This window comes from Hymenobacter sp. B81 (genome assembly GCF_044628455.1).
Taxonomy (GTDB): Bacteria; Bacteroidota; Bacteroidia; order Cytophagales; family Hymenobacteraceae; genus Solirubrum.
Map to the genome: position 1 here is coordinate 1,377,404 of NZ_JBIYZW010000001.1, position 16,541 is coordinate 1,393,944.

15 protein-coding genes are annotated in these 16,541 nt (G+C 65.9%); 13 read left to right on the plus strand and 2 right to left on the minus strand.

The window, feature by feature from the left end; translation table 11 throughout:
• Positions 1 to 334 precede the first annotated feature (334 nt).
• The 11 genes from ACE191_RS06180 (at position 335) to ACE191_RS06230 (ending at position 13,330) form a co-directional block, all read left to right on the plus strand.
• Entirely contained in the window at positions 335 to 1,012 is a 678-nt protein-coding gene (locus ACE191_RS06180; protein WP_400191312.1) for a TetR/AcrR family transcriptional regulator, read from the plus strand.
• A 45-nt stretch (positions 1,013 to 1,057) separates the two neighbouring features.
• Positions 1,058 to 2,791, plus strand: coding sequence for a peptidase domain-containing ABC transporter (locus tag ACE191_RS06185; RefSeq protein WP_400191313.1), 1,734 nt, complete (start codon positions 1,058 to 1,060; stop codon positions 2,789 to 2,791).
• Positions 2,792 to 2,925: 134 nt separating this feature from the next.
• Positions 2,926 to 4,317, plus strand: coding sequence for an HlyD family secretion protein (locus ACE191_RS06190; RefSeq protein ID WP_400191314.1), 1,392 nt, complete (start codon positions 2,926 to 2,928; stop codon positions 4,315 to 4,317).
• Entirely contained in the window at positions 4,314 to 5,933 is a 1,620-nt protein-coding gene (locus ACE191_RS06195; RefSeq protein WP_400191315.1) for a TolC family protein, read from the plus strand. Before ACE191_RS06190 ends, ACE191_RS06195 begins: the two co-directional genes overlap by 4 nt.
• 67 nt (positions 5,934 to 6,000) lie before the next feature.
• Positions 6,001 to 6,690 (plus strand): DUF1361 domain-containing protein, encoded by a 690-nt coding sequence (locus tag ACE191_RS06200; RefSeq protein ID WP_400191316.1) that lies wholly within the window; start codon positions 6,001 to 6,003, stop codon positions 6,688 to 6,690.
• 249 nt (positions 6,691 to 6,939) lie between these two features.
• A complete protein-coding gene (locus tag ACE191_RS06205; protein WP_400191317.1) occupies positions 6,940 to 7,389 on the plus strand; it encodes a DUF6705 family protein in 450 nt (149 codons plus the stop codon).
• Positions 7,390 to 7,554: 165 nt separating this feature from the next.
• The gene (gene dgt / locus ACE191_RS06210; protein WP_400191318.1) at positions 7,555 to 8,958 is read left to right on the plus strand and encodes a dGTP triphosphohydrolase; all 1,404 of its coding nucleotides are present in this window, start codon (positions 7,555 to 7,557) and stop codon (positions 8,956 to 8,958) included.
• 493 nt (positions 8,959 to 9,451) lie between these two features.
• Entirely contained in the window at positions 9,452 to 10,756 is a 1,305-nt protein-coding gene (gene hemL / locus ACE191_RS06215; protein WP_400191319.1) for a glutamate-1-semialdehyde 2,1-aminomutase, read from the plus strand.
• Positions 10,757 to 11,086: 330 nt separating this feature from the next.
• On the plus strand, positions 11,087 to 11,968 hold the full coding sequence (locus ACE191_RS06220; protein WP_400191320.1) for a hypothetical protein: 882 nt from the start codon (positions 11,087 to 11,089) through the stop codon (positions 11,966 to 11,968).
• Between the two features lie 59 nt (positions 11,969 to 12,027).
• Positions 12,028 to 12,564: a dCTP deaminase gene (gene dcd, locus ACE191_RS06225; RefSeq protein WP_400191321.1), complete on the plus strand. Its 537-nt coding sequence runs from the start codon at positions 12,028 to 12,030 to the stop codon at positions 12,562 to 12,564.
• A 274-nt stretch (positions 12,565 to 12,838) separates the two neighbouring features.
• A complete protein-coding gene (locus ACE191_RS06230; RefSeq protein WP_400191322.1) occupies positions 12,839 to 13,330 on the plus strand; it encodes a hypothetical protein in 492 nt (163 codons plus the stop codon).
• A 78-nt stretch (positions 13,331 to 13,408) separates the two neighbouring features.
• Here ACE191_RS06230 and gldC read toward each other — a convergent pair whose 3' ends face one another.
• Both gldC and dnaN read right to left on the minus strand, forming a co-directional pair.
• Positions 13,409 to 13,747 (minus strand): gliding motility protein GldC, encoded by a 339-nt coding sequence (gene gldC, locus ACE191_RS06235; protein ID WP_400191323.1) that lies wholly within the window; start codon positions 13,745 to 13,747, stop codon positions 13,409 to 13,411.
• Positions 13,748 to 13,841: 94 nt separating this feature from the next.
• Positions 13,842 to 14,966, minus strand: coding sequence for a DNA polymerase III subunit beta (gene dnaN, locus ACE191_RS06240; protein ID WP_400191324.1), 1,125 nt, complete (start codon positions 14,964 to 14,966; stop codon positions 13,842 to 13,844).
• Between the two features lie 152 nt (positions 14,967 to 15,118).
• On the opposite strand from dnaN, the gene ACE191_RS06245 reads away from it, so the two are divergent.
• Both ACE191_RS06245 and ACE191_RS06250 read left to right on the plus strand, forming a co-directional pair.
• The gene (locus tag ACE191_RS06245) at positions 15,119 to 15,727 is read left to right on the plus strand and encodes a sce7726 family protein (RefSeq protein ID WP_400191325.1); all 609 of its coding nucleotides are present in this window, start codon (positions 15,119 to 15,121) and stop codon (positions 15,725 to 15,727) included.
• A 203-nt stretch (positions 15,728 to 15,930) separates the two neighbouring features.
• Positions 15,931 to 16,530 (plus strand): hypothetical protein, encoded by a 600-nt coding sequence (locus ACE191_RS06250; RefSeq protein WP_400191326.1) that lies wholly within the window; start codon positions 15,931 to 15,933, stop codon positions 16,528 to 16,530.
• Positions 16,531 to 16,541: the final 11 nt, after the last annotated feature.

The following is a 16,541-nucleotide window of genomic DNA, read 5'->3' on the forward strand; positions in this document are numbered from 1 at the left end:
TGGGCTTGGCAGCAGCTCCCGGGGCCGGTTTCGCGGGCCCTGGCGCGGGCTTGACGCTGGCCGGTTTCGGGGTCGCCGGTTTGGTTGGCTGCTGGGCCGTGGCCGAGGCAGCCGTGAGCAAAATTCCCAACACCCACCCGTGGTAAAATAACCGCATAGCTGAAAGCACTGATTGCCGGCGTGGAGTTCGGGGCCGGACCCGGCAAAGGTACGCAAGCCCGTCAGGCCGCGATGCGTCCCGGACGAAACGGGGCAGCGGGATTAAATTTCTTTAATAGTAAAACTATCATCCGTGCCAGCTGGTATTCGCTACACCCCTGCTTGCTGAAGCCCTATGATTAGTCACCTGCACCCCGAACTCAACGCCAAGCTGTACCTACGCGACCCCCAGGCCACCGGGCTGGGCCGGCGCATCATCACCGAAAGCGTTAAGCTGATCGACGCCATCGGCTTCGAGCACTTCACCTTCCGCAAGCTGGCCCAGCAAATGGGCTCCACCGAGGCCTCCCTCTACCGCTACTTCGAAAACAAGCACCGCCTGCTGGTGTACCTCGTGTCGTGGCACTGGGCCTGGCTGCGCCACCAGATCCGCTTTCACACCCACAACGTGGCCGACCCGGCCGGGCGCCTGCGGCTGATGCTCAACATCATCACCCGCGCCCACCGCGACCAGCCCGCCACCACCGACCTCGACGAGGCCGCCCTGTACCGCATTGTGGTGGCCGAGGCCTCCAAAACCTACCTCACGCGCGAGGTGGACCAGGGCAACGACGACGGCTTTTTTCAGGAGTACAAGCTGCTGGCCACCGACGTGCTGGCGGCCGTGCAGGAGCTGAATCCCGACTACCCTTACCCCCACGCCCTGGTTAGCACCGTGCTCGAAGCCGCACGCCAGCAGCTGTTCTTCGCCCAGCACATGCCCGTGCTGGCCGATGCCCCCGACCCCGCCACCGCCGAAAACAACGTGCTTTTCTTTCTCGACCACCTGGTGTTTTCGGCCCTGGGAAAATAGCGCCGCCCCGTCTGTTTCACTGCTTCTGCCGCCCTCATCTACTGTATGGCCAACGCTCCTGACTCTGCTTCCCTGAGCCCGGCTCAACGCCTGTGGCGCCTGCTGGGCGCCGAGCGCCGCGACATTATCTACTTATATGTGTACGCCGCGCTGGCGGGCATCATCAACCTCTCGCTGCCGCTGGGCGTGCAGTCGGTTATCAACTTCGTGTCCAGCGGGGCGGTCAGCACTTCGCTGGTGGTGCTCATCGGCTTCATTGTGCTGGGCACAGTGCTGGTCGGCGCCCTGCAGATCATGCAGGTGTACCTGGTCGAGTTCATTCAGCGCCGCCTGTTTGCCCGCGTGTCGTTTGATTTTGCGGTGCGCCTACCGCGGGTGCGCACCGAGGCGCTGGGCGGCCAGTACCTGCCCGAGCTGGTCAACCGCCTGCTCGACGCCCCCACCCTGCAGAAAGGCCTGGCTACGCTGCTGATCGAGTTCAGCGCCGCCGCCCTGCAAATGCTCTTCGGGCTACTGCTGCTCTCGCTCTACCATCCCGTGTTCATCGCGTTCGGGGTGCTGCTGGTGGGCGTGCTGGCCTTGCTGCTGCGCATTACCGGGCCGCAGGGCCTGAGCAGCTCGCTCACCGAATCCAAGTACAAGTACCGCGTGGTGGCCTGGCTCGAGGACGTGGCCCGCACGGCCTTTACCTTCCGCCTGGCCCCACGGCGCCCCCTGGTGCTGAGCCGCACCGACGAATTGGTGGAAGGCTACCTGAGCGCCCGCCGCGGCCACTTTCGGGTACTCATCACCCAGTACTTTGGGTTCGTGGCCTTCAAAGCCCTGATTACGGCGGGTCTGCTCATCATCGGCTGTTGGCTGCTCATCAGCAAGCAAATCAACATCGGGCAGTTCGTGGCCGCCGAAATCGTTATCATTCTCACCATCGGGGCCGTCGAGAAAGTGGTGCTGAAGCTGGACGTGCTCTACGACGCCCTCACGGCCATCGACAAGATCGGCCACGTGCTCGACCTGCCCGTGGTCCCCGATTCCGCCGGCGTGCTGACTTTGCCCCCGTCCAACCAGGGCCTGGCCGTGGAGCTGCGCGAGGTGCACTACCGCTACCCCGGGGCCCGCAACCCGGCCCTGGAGGGCGTTACGCTGCAGCTGCGCCCCGGGGAGCACCTGGGCCTGGCTGGCTACGATGGCTCGGGCAAAACCTCGCTGCTGCGCGTGCTGGCCGGCCTGCTCGCCGACTACACCGGCGTGCTGGCCTACGACGGCGTGGCCCTGCGCGACCTGACGCCCGCCGCCGTGGCCGCGGCCGTGGGTGAAAACCTCTCGCACCAGCACCTGTTTGCCGGCACGGTGCTCGAAAACCTGACCCTCGAGCAGCCCGGCATCGGTCCCGAGGACGTAACCCAGGCCCTGGAGCTGGTGGGCCTGCGCGACTACTTCTACGCCCAGCCCCTGGGCCTGGCTACGGTGCTGGGCGTGGGAGTGCCGCTGCCCGAGCACGTGCGCCAGAAGCTGCTGCTGGCCCGGGCCCTGGTGCGCCGTCCCCGCCTGCTGCTGCTCGACCATTTCCTGCCCGGCGTCGAGCCGGCCGAACGCCTGCGCATTCTGCGGCAGCTGGTGGCCCCCGAGCAGCCCTGGACGGTTTTGCTGGCCTCCAACGACCCGCGGGTGCTGGCCCTGTGCCCCCGCACCGCGCTGCTGCGCGACGGCCGGTTGGTAGCCGACGGGCCCTTCGCCGAAGTGTCGCAGCAGCCCGAGCTGCGTGCCCTGCTGGCCCAGTAGGCAAGGGGTGAGTGGGGGAATGGGAGAAGGAGTGAATCGCCCTGTCATTCTCTCATTCACCCACTCACTCACCCACTCACTCACCCACTCACTCACCCACTCCCCCATTCACTCATTCAGCCATTGCCTTTCCCATGCCCTTTGCTGAGCACCCTCTAGCCGAAACCCACCCCACCGCGGGCCGCTTCCGCTCCTTCGAGCAGGTGCAGACGCCCCGGGCGGGCCGCACGCTGGCCCGCTGGTGCCTGGGGCTGGCGGCCCTGCTGCTGCTGGCCGGCTTCCTGCCCTGGACGCAGAACATCCGCTCCACCGGCACCCTCACTACCCTGCGCCCCCAGGACCGCCCCCAGACCGTGCCCAGCACCATTGCCGGCCGCATCGAGCGGTGGCGGGTGCGCGAAGGCCAGCTGGTGCGCCGCGGCGACACCCTGGTCGACATTGCCGAAATCAAGGACAAGTACTTCGACCCCGAGCTGCTGGCCCGTACCCGCGAGCAGCTGGCGGCCAAGCAGGGCGCCCTGCGCGAAAACGAAGCCAAGCAGCTGGCCCTCGAAGCCCAGCAGGCCGCCCTGCGCGCTTCCCTGAGCGTGAGCCTCGACAAGGCCCGCAACAAGGTGGAGCAAACCCGCCTGAAGCTCAACAGCGACCAGGCCGAGCTGCGCGCCGCCAACAACGACTTCGACATTGCCCGCCAGCAACTGGAGCGCCAGGAAAACCTGTACCGGCAGGGCCTCAAGTCCCTCACCGAGCTGGAGCAGCGCCGCCTGAAGTTCCAGGAATCGACGGCCAAACGCCAGGCAGTGGAAAACAAGCTGGCCTCCACCCGCCAGGAGCTGACCAACGCCCAGCTGGAGCTGGCTTCGCTGCAGGCCGAGTACCAGGACAAGCTGTCCAAGGCCGAGTCGGACCGCCGCTCGGTGCTGGCCTACCAGTTCGACACCGAGGGCCAGATTGCCAAGATGCGCAACGAGTACGCCAACCTGAGCATCCGCTCGGGCTTCTACCGCATTACGGCCCCGCAGGACGGCTACGTGGTGCGCGCTCTTAAGGCTGGCATCGGCGAGATGGTGAAGGAGGGCGAATCCATTGTGACGGTGATGCCCGACAAGCCCCAGCTGGCCGCCGAGCTCTACGTGCAGCCCATGGACATTCCGCTGCTGGCCGTGGGCCGGAAGGTGCGCCTGCAGTTCGACGGCTGGCCCGCGCTGGTGTTTTCGGGCTGGCCCGGCACCAGCTTCGGCACTTTCGGTGGCCGGGTGGCCGTCATCGACAACCTCGACTCGCAGGGCCGCTACCGCATTCTGGTTACCCCCGACCCCGATGAGGAGCCCTGGCCCCGGCCCCTGCGCGTGGGCTCGGGGGTGTACGGCTGGGCCCTGCTCGACGACGTGCCCATCTGGTACGAGCTCTGGCGCCAGCTCAACGGCTTCCCGCCCAACTTCGTGGGCTACGACCCCGATAAAGCCGGGGCCAAGGCCGACAAGAAAGCGGACTACAGCAGCTCTTCCGACGACACCGCCCTATGATCCACTCGCTAAGCCTGCTGCGGTTGCTTTGCCGGCTCGCCGCGCCGGCACTGGCCCTGTGGCTGAGCAGCTTCCTCCCAGCCGCCGCGCAGCTCCCGCTGAATTCCACCCTGCCCGCTGGTCAGGCCACTCCCGCATCGGCCGCCGCGTCGGCCGGGTTGTCTTCTGCGGGGTCGCCTGAATCGGCGCCCGCGTCATCGCCTGGCGCCCTTTCTCCTTTTGGGAACGAGGCCGGGGGGTGGGGTCTGCCCGCCGATTCGCTGTTTACCCTGGCCGATCTGCTGACGCTGGTGGGTGAAAATCACCCCGTGGCCCGGCAGGCCGGGCTGCTGCCCGAGCGCGCCCGCCAGGAAGTGCGCCAGGCCCGCGGCCTGCTCGACCCCACCGCCGCGAGTAAGTTCTACCGCAAGGAGTTCGGCGGCAAAGACTACTGGAACCTCTGGGACAACACCCTGCGCCTGCCTTTGTGGTACGGCCCCGACGTGAAGCTGGGCTACGAGCGCAACGTGGGGCCGCGCATCAGCGAGCAGGACGCTACCCCCGCCGCCGGCCTCACCTACCTGGGTTTGAGTTTGCCGCTGGGCCAGGGTTTGCTGATGGATGAGCGCCGGGCCGCCGTGCGCAGTGCGCAGGCGCTGCAGGGCCTGGCCGAAGCCGAGCGCTTGGCCGCCCTCAACAAGCTGCTGCTGGCCGCCGCCAAGGACTACTGGAACTGGACCCTCGCCCACCAGCGCCGCCAGCTGCTGCAGGGCAACTTCCAGCTGGCCGATGTGCGCTACCGCGCCGTGCGCGAGCGGGTGCGCCAGGGCGACCTGGCCGCCATCGACTCGGTGGAAGCCCTGACGGAGCTGCAAAACCGCCGCGCCCAGCTGCTGCAAGCCGAAGTAGACTGGCAGAACGCCACCCTGGTGCTGAGCAACTACCTCTGGGACCCGCAGCAACGCCCCCGCGAGCTGCCCGCCTCGGCGCGGCCCCAGCTGCTACCCACCGAATCGGCCTGGCAGGCCCTGGCCGCGCTGCCCCTCGAAGAGCTGGTAACCCAGGCCCGGCAGCAGCACCCCGACCTGCTCAAGGCCCGCGCCAAAATCGGGCAGCTGGAAGTGGAGCGCCGCCTGGCCCAGAACAAGCTGCTGCCCAAGCTCTCGGTCGACTACAACCTGCTGCTCAACGGCCGCCCCGGCCAGACCGAGTGGGACTACGGCCCCGCCCCCATTTACCAGAACAACTACAAGCTGGGCGTGAGCTTTGCCTACCCCCTGCTGCTGCGCCAGGAGCGCAGCAAGCTGCAAATCACTCGCCTCAAGCTGCAGGAAGCTACCCTGGGCCTCACCCAAACCTCCCGCGAAATCGGCACCGCCCTGCGCACCACGGCCAACGACCAGCAGGGCCTGCAGCAGCAGCTTCTGGTGCAGCAGCAGGTGGTGGCCAACGCCGAGCGGCTGCGCGCGGGCGAGCAAATCCGCTTCGAAAACGGGGAAAGCTCGGTGTTCCTGCTCAACTCCCGCGAGGCCACCCTGCTCTCGGCCCGGCTCAAGCTGGCCGAGCTGCAGGCCAAGTACGCCCAAACCCAGGCTACCCTGCGCTGGGCCGCCGGCCAGGCCCCGGGCGCGCAATAACGGCCGCTCGCTATACTACCGGCCCGCGGCGCGGCGTTGGGGGGCTTCGCCAATTGCCAACCGATCCATGCCCGCCTTACCCGTTTCGTCCCTGCCGCTGCTGCGCCAACGCTACGACCTGTTGCTGATCCTGGGCGCCTCCCTGGCCCTGAGCACGGTGCTGGTGCTGTTCCGGGTGTTCTGGACCCAGCACATCACCTTCGTGTTCCTGCTCTGGAACCTGTTTCTGGCCGCCATCCCGCTGGGCCTGAGCCTGCTGCTGGGAACCGTCGAGCCCGGGGTGCGGCGGCGCTGGCTGCTGCCGGTGGGGCTGCTGTGGCTGCTGTTCTTTCCCAATGCCCCCTACATCCTCACCGATCTGCTGCACCTGGGCAAGTACACTGGCGTGCCGCGCTGGTACGATTTGCTGCTGATTCTGACCGCCGCCTGGAACGGCCTCATGCTGGGCTACGCCTCCCTGCTCGACATGCAGCGCTTCGTGGCTGAGCGCCTGGGCCGGGCTGCCGGCTGGCTGTTCAGCAGCGCGGCCCTGCTGCTGAGCGCCTACGGCGTGTACCTGGGCCGCTTCCTGCGCTGGAACAGCTGGGACGTGGTGGCCAATCCCTTCAGCCTGGCCTACGACATCATCGGCACCCTGCTGCACCCCACCGCCCACCCCCGCGCCTGGGGCCTGACGCTGCTCATGGGCGCTTTCCTGCTGCTGGGCTACCTCACCGTGCGCGCCCTGGGCCGCCTGCAGCTGGCGGAGGATTCCTGAACGATGTAGAGACGCATACTTGGCTACGCCTTCCTTCGGTTGCGTCTCCTCGTGGAACGGCGCGGCCGATCAGACGCAACCATTCGCCTGCGCTTCATCGGCGGGGCATTGGTAATTGGTAGTAGCGGCGGGCAATAAATTAAGCATCTCTGCCCCAGCCGGTAGCGTAGCCACCGGCAAAAAGCCCCTGGCCGATGCTGTGGAAAGCCCCGCGGCCGGGCATCTACTTCTCAGACCAGCCCTCCGCCTATGCTTGCCCTGCTACCCTTCGCTTTCTGGAGCCTACTGCCGGCGTCTTTCGCCGCTTCTTCCGCCCCCCAGACCGCCCCGGCCAATCCCTACGTCGGGCTGTGGGAACACCGCACCGATTCCACCGTCTTCCGGGTGCAGCTGGATGAGGGCAACTTCCGCTTCTCCGGTTCAGAAACCCATGTGGTGCTGCTGGGCCGCTACAGCTTCAGCCGTCGCGGCGTGGTGGTCGAAGAAACGTTTTCGGCCCCGGAAAGCGGCCTGCCCCTGGGTGCAATGGACCCCGGCTACGAGACCGGCATGACCGTGGGATTTCAGGACCAGCGCCGCCACAACCACATCAGCGTCCACCTGCAGCCCAAGGCCGGCACCCGCAACGTCTTGCTCTGGAAGCGGAAGTCTTTCCAGGAAACCATCTTTATCAACAACTTCCGTCCCCAGCAATTCTAGCTGCCCGAGACCTTCGAGCTGACCCGCGTACCCGCAGCCTACCACTCGTCCCAGCGAAAAGCCAAAAACCAACCACGAACACCCAAAAACGAATAACCCCACCCCAAAACCAAAAACGAACAACCAAAAACCAGAAACGCCTCGCGCCCCTATCTTGGGCGTCGCATGCGCATCTCTCCCTCCCCCGCCCCCATGACCTGGCCGCGGCTGCTTTCGCGCCGCCGCTACCCCGAGCAGCCCCAGCTCCACGTCGTGTCCGATGCCCCGCCCGTGCGCGGCGCCTTCGTAGCCGACTACGACCGCGTGGTATTTAGCACCGCGTTTCGGCGGCTGCAGCGCAAAACCCAGGTCATGCCCCTGCCCGAGACGGACTTCGTGCACACCCGCCTCACCCACTCGCTCGAAACTGCCTGCGTGGGCCGCTCCCTGGGCCGCCTCTCCGGCCGCCTGCTCATGGAAGCCGACGACGAGCTGAGCCAGCAGCTGCCCTACTTCGACGCCGACTGCGGCGACATCGTGGCCGCCGCCTGCCTGGCCCACGACATCGGCAACCCGCCCTTCGGCCACTCCGGCGAAGACGCCATTTCGGCTTACTTCCAGAGTCCCGCCGCCGAGCCCTTCGTGCGCGTGCTCAGCCCCGCCCAGCGCGCCGACCTGCAGCGCTTCGAGGGCAACGCCGCCGGCTTCCGCGTGCTCACCCACACCTACCCCGCCCACAGCAGCGGCACCGCCGGCCTGGGCCTCACCTATGCCACCCTCGGCGCCTTCAGCAAGTACCCCAAGCCCTCGGTGGTTGGCGACGACGACCGCACCGGCGGCATCAGCGAAAAGAAGTTCGGCTACTTCCAGACCGAGGCCGAGCGCTTCCGCCACGTGGCCCACGATCTGGGCCTGCTCCCCAAGGGCGACCCGGACCTGGGCTTCTACCACCGCCATCCGCTGGCCTTTCTCGTCGAAGCCGCCGACGACCTTTGCTACCGCATCATCGACTTCGAAGACGGCGTCAAGCTCGGTCTCATCCCCCACGACGAAGCCCTTGCCCTGCTGCGCCAGATGCTGGCCGACGACCCCGACCGCCCCCGCAGCGTGCACTGGCTCGACTGGCGCGAGGAGCTGGGTTACATCCGCGCCCGCCTCATCGGCAAGCTGGTGGCCGAAACCGCCGCCCTCTTTGCCAGCCACGCCCCCGCCATCCTGCGCGGCGAGTACGACGCGCCCCTCATTCGGGAACTGAGCTGCTGGCAGGAGCTGCAAGAGGTCCAAAGCCTGTCGGTCGAGCGCCTCTACCGCAGCCGCCCGGTGTTGCAGATCGAGGCCGCCGGCTTCGAGGTGCTGGCCGGCCTGCTCGACGCCTTCCTGCACGCCACCTTCGATTCCACCGCCAGCCCCCGGGCCCGCAAGCTGCAGGAGCTGATTCCGGCCCAGTTCCGCGCCGTCGGCCCCCAGGCCCCCGCCACCGCCTTCGAGCAAATCATCCTGCTCACCGACTACGTGGGCTCCCTCACCGACCAAAACGCCCTAAGCCTGTTCCGCACCATCCGCGGCATCGACCTCCCCAAAGGGTTTTAAGGAAGGATTAGGGATTAGGGCGGTACCGAAAGGGCGTTCTGCCGGTTTCGTCTGTCATCCTGAGCAAAGCACACCGCAGGTCGACGCAGCCGAAGGACCTTACCCCGTCAGCCCAAGTTGTTGGTACGGGTAGCTCAAGGGAGGCAAGGTCCCTCGGCTGCGCCGGAAGCCAGATGAAGGATGACATTTTGCTTCAACCAACTTCTCACCCGCTACTACCCTCGCTCAGCGCGCAACAACTAGCTGCCCGGCTACCGCTACCACTTGTCAGCGCACTCCTACTGCTAATCAGCGCGCTCCTACTGCCCGCCGCCAGTTAGCAACGACCTACCATCAGTCAGCAGGCTTCAACTGCCTGCCACTTGCGTTCTACAGGCCGACAGTTGCATTCTACGGCCAGCCAGCCCGCTCCAACCGTCAGTCAGCGTGCTCCAACGGCCCGCCACCCGTTTCCCGCCGCCCTATATTTGCCCCGCACATTTCCCTCTCTGCTATGCCCGACCTGAACCTTGCCACCAGCGACCAGCTTTTCACCCGCGCCCAGGACCTGATGCCCGGCGGCGTCAACTCGCCCGTGCGCGCCTTCCGCGCCGTGGGCGGCCACCCGGTGTTCATGCAATCGGCCCAGGGTGCCTGGCTCACCGACGTCGACGGCAACCGCTACCTCGACTTCATCAACTCCTGGGGCCCCATGATTCTGGGCCACGCCCCCCAAATCGTGCTCGACGCCGTGCAGCGCGCCCTGCCCGACTCCCTCTCCTTCGGCACCCCCACCCGCCGCGAGGTCGAAATGGCCGAGCTGATTATTGAGATGGTGCCCAGCATCGAAAAGGTGCGCCTGGTCAACTCCGGCACCGAGGCCACCATGTCGGCCATCCGCGTGGCCCGCGGCTACACCGGCCGCGCCAAAATCCTCAAGTTCGAGGGCTGCTACCACGGCCACGGCGACTCGTTCCTGATTTCGGCCGGCTCGGGCGCCCTCACCCTGGGCACCCCCGATTCGCCCGGCGTCACCCAGGGCGTGGCCCAGGACACGCTCACCGTGCCCTTCAACGACCTGGAAGCCGTGCGCCAGGCCATTGCCGCCAACCCCGAGCAGATTGCCGCCATCATTCTGGAGCCCGTGGTGGGCAACATCGGCCTGGTGCCGCCCGCCGAGGGCTTCCTGCAGGGATTGCGCGAGCTGTGCACCCAGCACGGCATCGTCTACATCTTCGACGAGGTGATGACCGGCTTCCGCCTGGCCCGCGGCGGCGCCCAGGAGCTCTACGGCGTGCAGCCCGACCTCACCACCCTCGGCAAAATCATTGGCGGCGGCATGCCGGTGGGCGCCTACGGCGGCAAGCGCGAAATCATGGACCACGTAGCCCCCGCCGGCAAGGTGTACCAGGCCGGCACGCTCTCGGGCAACCCCATTGCCACCGCCGCCGGCCTGGCCCAGCTGCGCTACCTGCACGAGCACCCCGAAATCTACCCCGAGCTGGACCGCATCAGCGCCCGCCTCGCCGACGGCACCCGCCAGATTGCCGCCGAGCTGGGCTTGAACTACACCGTCAACCGCGTCGGCTCGATGTGGAACGTGTTCTTCACCCAGCAGCCCGTTACCGACCTGGCCTCGGCCAAAACCTCCGACCTGGAAGCCTTCGGCCGCTACTTCCGCGCCATGCTGCACCGCGGCATGTACTTGGCCCCCTCCCAGTACGAGGCCCTGTTCATCAGCACCGCCATGACCGACGAGCTGGTCGACCTCTACCTCGAAGCCTGTCGCGAGTCGCTGCGCGAAGCCCACGGCCTGTAGCGCCCCGCGCAATTCTCCGGCAATAGATAGTGGTGCCACGACAGCAACAGTCGTGGCACCACGCGTTTCCGGCCCATCTTGACTGACAGCCAAGCGTCCCGATTAGCTGCTGCGTTACATTCTGGCACCCTCTCCCCATTTCGCGCCTCAAGCGTGCTGAGGCTACTTATCAACTCCAGCTTAAAGAAGTGGTGCCACGGCTTAGAGCCGTGGCACCACTCCGCCGCCCCGCGCCACCGTGGCCCCCTCTGCTTTTGAGGAAGGGCCGGGGGGTGGGGTCCTACGGGCCCGGCGGGCTATCTTTGCGCCCGAACCGTTTGCCTGCCGCCCATGCCTTACCGCTACCGTGTTGGATTCTGGAGCCTGCTGCTCGTGCTGTTGGTCGTACCGCTAAGCTTGCGGGCCCAGTCGGGCGCCACCGCCGCCCAAAACAAGCAGCTCTTCGACCGCGCCGTCGACGAAATTAACTTTCGCACGATGGAAACCGTCTACGACAAGTCGTTTACCCGGCGCAAGTTTCCCGTATCGCTGCGCACGGCCAAGGCCCGCCGCGAGTTCGACGACTTCCCCGGCCGCCCCGACATCAAGCAGCTGTTTCTGAACTACAACGGCGTGGCCGAGCGCTACAAAAACCGCTTCGGCAAGGGCCGCACCGACCTGGCCGAGTTCGAGAAGCAGCTGGCTGGCATCCTGCTCGACCCCAACTTCGAGTTCTTCATCCGGGTGCTGCCCCGCGACGAGCGCGTGGCCCTGGTTCGCTCCCTGCAGCGCTACAGCAAGCAGGCCGCGGCCCAGTTCAACGCCTCCGAAGACCGCGTGCCCGAGGAGCTGCTCGTCGATGGCTCGGCCGTGCCCCCTGCCGACGTGGACGCCCAGCCCGAGGAGCCCGTGGCCAAGCCCCTGGAAGACCCCGCTCCCCAGCCCGAAGCCACGGCCAGCGCCGCCGAACCCGCCCGGCCGGCAGCCCGTCCCCTGGGCGAGTACTCCGCCCCGCGCCACGACTGGCTCGACTACACCACCTTCTTCTGCTCCATTCTCTCGCTGGGTTTGCTGCTCTACCTCACCCTGTCGGTAGTGCCGGGCCTGCGCGCCCAGATCAGCAGCCTCACCGCCGAGCCTGACTACGAGCCCGAACCCGAGGAGCCGGCCGAAGCTCCTACCCCCAAGCAGCGCACCCCCGCCGGCCTGCCCGAAGACCGCTACGACGACTAATCAATTGATAATTAATAATTCATAATTATTAATTATCAATTTACCACCCCCTCCCCCACATGATTCTCACCGACGAGCAAATCCTGGCCGAGATTGAGCGCGGCACCATCGTAATTGAACCCTACGACCGCGCCTGCCTCGGCACCAACTCCTACGACGTGCACCTGGGCCGCTACCTGGCCACCTACCGCGACCACGTGCTCGACGCGCGCAAGCACAACGAAATCGACGTGTTTGAAATACCCGCCGAGGGCTTTGTGCTGACTCCCGAAACCCTATATCTGGGCGTAACGGAAGAGTACACCGAAACCCACGCCCACGTCCCCTTCCTCGAAGGCAAAAGCTCGGTGGGCCGCCTGGGCATCGACATCCACGCTACCGCCGGCAAGGGCGACGTGGGCTTCTGCAACACCTGGACGCTGGAAATTTCGGTAACCCAGCCCGTGCGCATCTACCACGGCATGCCCATCGGCCAGCTTATTTACTTCACCGTGGAGGGCGCCATCCAGAACTACTACAATCGCAAGCCCAACGCCAAATACAACCAGCGCACCGACAAGCCCGTGGAGTCGATGATGTGGATGAATAAGTTTTAAGCCGCGCTGGCTCTGTCGGGGAGCGTCATTCCAGGTGAAACCGGGGAATCTGGCCCGAATCGTAGCTTTTTCAACCCAGAAATTACGCTTTGGCCAGGCGCCCCGCGCGGCCCGGAATGGCGCTTTTGGCTGGTTGCCAGGGAGCTTGCCGGGCCCGCAACCGAACTGCTTGGCATGCTTTTTCGTTAGATGGAGGCGCGGGTTGCTTTTCCAGGCGGCTGCGTAGTTTGTTTTTCAGCGGCTTCGGCCCTCAACCATACTTGCCTTGACGACGATGAAGAAGATCCTTGCAACGGCTGTGCTGATGGCGTCTGTCGCCCTTGGCACCCAGGCGCAACAGTCGCCGACCAAGAAAACGGCAGTCCAGCAGCGCGCCGACCGGCTTTCCAACCAGATGTCCCGCGAGCTGCGCCTCAACAACTACCAGACCACCAGGCTGCGCGCCATCAACCAGGACAAGATTGCCAAGATGGCCACCATCGAAAGCAAGTACGCCAGCAACCCCAAGCTGGTGGACGAACAGTGCCAGGGCGTGTGCCGCGAGCGGGACCAGGAGCTGCGCGCCATCCTGACCACCGACCAGTACAGCACCTACTACGGCAACCGCCCCGCCTACTACCGCTCCGACAAGGACTACGCCATGCGCGCCAGCGACGTGATGCTGGTGAAGTCGGTGCAGAACCCGCTGCCGGCCTCGGCCAAGGGCGCAACCCTGAGCCAGGGCGACGACGCCAAGTCCGGCGCCTCGTCGCGCAGCAGCCGCTAAACCAGCTCTGCTTCTGTCGCTACAATAGCAAAAGCCCGCCCTGCATCCGTGCAGGGCGGGCTTTTTCGTGCGCCGGGCTTAGCGGGCAGCTTTTTCTTCCTGGTCGAGGTGCTGCGACAGCTCGCGGCCCAGGGCGCGGAGCTTGGCGCCCATGAACTCGTCGTTGGTGGCGTTGATGATGCTTTCGGCCATGGAACCGATCATGTCCACGTAGAAGCGCTTCATCTCGTCGACGGGCATTTCCTTGGTCCACAGATCAATCTTCATGGTGCCGCGCTCGTCCCGGTCCCAGATGCTCACGTTCAGAGCCTTGGCGAAGTGAATGTCGGGACCGGCGTCGGTGGCGCTCCAGCTGATGGCCTCGGGAATCTTCTGGTCGTCGAGGGCAATGCTGAAGCGGATTTCGGACTTTTTCATTTGCAATGAGTGAATGACTGAGTGGTTGGATGAGCGAATGATCGATTCCGGCACGGCATTCAATCATTCACTCATTCAACCACTCAGTCATTGATTAAACGTAGTTGTTGAGCATCACCGGCATCACCAGCATGAGGATGTTCTCGTTGTCCTCGGCCAGGGTGGGCATCAGCAGGCCGGCGCGGTTGGGCGTGCTCAGCTCCAGGGTGATTTCCTCGGAATCGATGTTGCTGAGCATTTCGGTCAGGAAGCGGGCGTTGAAGCCGATTTCCATGTCCTCGCCGTCGTACTGGCAGGGCAGCTTCTCGTTGGCCTCGTTCGAGAAGTCCAGGTCCTCGGCCGAGATGGTCAGCTCGGAGCCGGCCAGGCGCAGGCGCACCTGGTGGGTGGTCTTGTTCGAGTAGATGGCAATGCGCTTCACCGAGTTCAGCAGCTGGGCGCGGTCGATGATGAGCTTGTTGGGGTTGGAAACCGGGATGACGTTTTCGTAGTCGGGGTACCGCTCGTCGATGAGGCGGCACACCAGGCGCATCTGGTTGAACGAGAAGAAGGCGTTGCTCTGGTTGAACTCCATGCGCACCGGCGTGGCCTCGGAGGGCAGCGCGCCCTTGAGCAGGTTGAAGGCCTTGCGCGGGATGATGAGGTTGGCGGTCTGGCCGGCGGCTACGTCCTGGCGGCGGTAGCGCAGCAGGCGGTGACCGTCGGTGGCCACGAAGGTGGCCTGGTTGTCGGCCAGCTGCACCAGGATGCCGGTCATGGCCGGGCGCAGCTCGTCGGTGCTCACCGCGAAGATGGTTTTGTTGATGGCCCGCTGCAGCGAGGAGGAGGGCATTTCTACCGGGGCCGAGCCTTTGACGACGGGCACGCGGGGGAAGTCGGTGGCGTTTTCGCCGGCCAGCTTGTAGCGGCCGTTGGCCGAGGCAATTTCGATGCCGTAGGTTTCCTCGTCGAGGGTGAAGGTGACGGGCTGGTCGGGCAGGTTTTTCAGGGTGTCGAGCAGGATGCGGGCCGGGGCGGCAATGCGGCCGCTTTCGCGGGCTTCCACCGGCAGCTCGGTCATCATGCTGGTCTCCAGGTCGGAGGCGGTGATGGTCAGCTTCCCGTTCTCGATTTCAAACAGAAAGTTCTCCAGGATGGGCACGACGGGGTTGTTGGTGACCACGCCGTTGATGCTCTGGAGCTGTTTGAGCAACGCCGAAGACGAAACGATAAATTTCATACAGGAGGTTGAGAAGGGGTTCTGTCAGTAGAGAACAAAGATAGGCGGCTGCCGGGTGAAAACCGCGCCCCCGCCCGGCCCGCGCCGCCAAGCCGCTGAAAGCCCGGGGCAAGTCGTTGCGGGCTCCGCCGCGCGGTATCTTTGCCCTTGCTATGAACGACCCGGAAATCCGCGCTTTGCTGTATCCGCGCCTGCTGGGCGGCGTGTACGTGGACGAGCTGCCCACCGGCCGCACCCGCGCCGACGTGGTGCACATCACCGAGGGCTTCATGCACGGCTACGAGGTGAAGGGCGACGGTGACACCCTGCAGCGGGTGGCGGCACAACTGCTCTACTACGGCCGGGCCTACGACTTCGTAACCTTCGTGGTAACGGAAAAGCACCTGCCCAAGCTGCTGCCGCGGCTGCCCGCCTGGGTGGGCGTGCTGGTGGCCTCGGCCGCGGGGCTGCACGAGCACCGCCCGGCCGGCTACAACGCTACGGTGGAGCGGGCCGCGGTGGCGGGACTGCTGCGCCTGAGCGAGGTGAAGCAGTACCTGATGGCCGGCGGCCTCTACCACGTGAGCCCCCTGCCCCGCCGCGAGGTGGCCAAGCTGCTGCACACGGCCCACTTTATTCCGCTCTCGGGCCTGGCCCGGTACGTGCGCGAGCGGCTGATAGCCCGCCTGCCCCAGCGCCTGGAGGCCCGCGCCGAGCGCAAGGCCGAGCGGCAACGGGTTGGCGCCAAGCGGCGCCAGAAGCGCAAGCCTTCTGCCCGCTAGGCTCAGCAATAAAGCCGGGGGCCAGGCTGAGCCAAAGGAACGTCATGCCGAGCCCCGCGAAGCATCTCAACTGCTTCGTTGCTGCCTCAGCCCGCGGCACGTCGGTGCTGCGGGATGGCACGCGACCAAGCAGCGTGCAAACATTTCGTGATAAACATATTGAATTTGTTTGCGCCGATATGTTTGAGCCGTAGCTTGAGGGCATGAAAAACGATCTGCGCGACCAGCTGGGTCTGACCCAGCAAAGTCTGGCCTCGTGGCTGGGCATTCCGCGCTCCAGCCTGGCCCTGGCCGAGCGGGGCCGCCAGTCGCTGCCCCTGAGCGGCGATTTTTTGGCGCAAGGCCGGCTGCAGCTGGCCATACAGGGCCAGGTGTACGACCCGGCCACCGGTACCACATTCCCGGCTCCGCCGCCCCTGCCCCCACCCGCGCCGCTGGCCTCGCCCCTGCAGGAGCGCCTCGACGCGTGCCAGCTGCAGCTGCTCCGGCTGCGCCGCCAGCTGAAGCGGCTGCAACAGCGGGCCACGCAGTACCAAAACCGCCTGGTGGCTTTGCCGGCCTTGCGGGCTTACCCCGGTCCCCTGGCCCAGCCCGAGCGGGAAGCCCGCTGGCTGGCGGCGCTGGAGCAAGAGGCTGCCGACGCCCTGCAGTTCACCTGCGGGGCCGGGCCGCAGCGCTTGCTCGAAGCCCGCATTGCCGGCCTGGAGCGGGAAGCCGAGCTGCTGGCCCAGCTGCTGGCCGACATTCCGGCTGCCGACGAGCAACCGCCCGCCGCGCCCGGCAGTACCTTTAGCGAGTCGTAACCCGGTCCGAC

Coding starts and splice junctions, on each gene's coding strand:
- ACE191_RS06180 (WP_400191312.1), top strand. CDS start 335: ATGATTAGTCACCTGCACCCCGAACTCAACGCCAAGCTGTACCTACGC.
- ACE191_RS06185 (WP_400191313.1), top strand. CDS start 1,058: ATGGCCAACGCTCCTGACTCTGCTTCCCTGAGCCCGGCTCAACGCCTG.
- ACE191_RS06190 (WP_400191314.1), top strand. CDS start 2,926: ATGCCCTTTGCTGAGCACCCTCTAGCCGAAACCCACCCCACCGCGGGC.
- ACE191_RS06195 (WP_400191315.1), top strand. CDS start 4,314: ATGATCCACTCGCTAAGCCTGCTGCGGTTGCTTTGCCGGCTCGCCGCG.
- ACE191_RS06200 (WP_400191316.1), top strand. CDS start 6,001: ATGCCCGCCTTACCCGTTTCGTCCCTGCCGCTGCTGCGCCAACGCTAC.
- ACE191_RS06205 (WP_400191317.1), top strand. CDS start 6,940: ATGCTTGCCCTGCTACCCTTCGCTTTCTGGAGCCTACTGCCGGCGTCT.
- dgt (WP_400191318.1), top strand. CDS start 7,555: ATGCGCATCTCTCCCTCCCCCGCCCCCATGACCTGGCCGCGGCTGCTT.
- hemL (WP_400191319.1), top strand. CDS start 9,452: ATGCCCGACCTGAACCTTGCCACCAGCGACCAGCTTTTCACCCGCGCC.
- ACE191_RS06220 (WP_400191320.1), top strand. CDS start 11,087: ATGCCTTACCGCTACCGTGTTGGATTCTGGAGCCTGCTGCTCGTGCTG.
- dcd (WP_400191321.1), top strand. CDS start 12,028: ATGATTCTCACCGACGAGCAAATCCTGGCCGAGATTGAGCGCGGCACC.
- ACE191_RS06230 (WP_400191322.1), top strand. CDS start 12,839: ATGAAGAAGATCCTTGCAACGGCTGTGCTGATGGCGTCTGTCGCCCTT.
- gldC (WP_400191323.1), bottom strand. CDS start 13,747: ATGAAAAAGTCCGAAATCCGCTTCAGCATTGCCCTCGACGACCAGAAG.
- dnaN (WP_400191324.1), bottom strand. CDS start 14,966: ATGAAATTTATCGTTTCGTCTTCGGCGTTGCTCAAACAGCTCCAGAGC.
- ACE191_RS06245 (WP_400191325.1), top strand. CDS start 15,119: ATGAACGACCCGGAAATCCGCGCTTTGCTGTATCCGCGCCTGCTGGGC.
- ACE191_RS06250 (WP_400191326.1), top strand. CDS start 15,931: ATGAAAAACGATCTGCGCGACCAGCTGGGTCTGACCCAGCAAAGTCTG.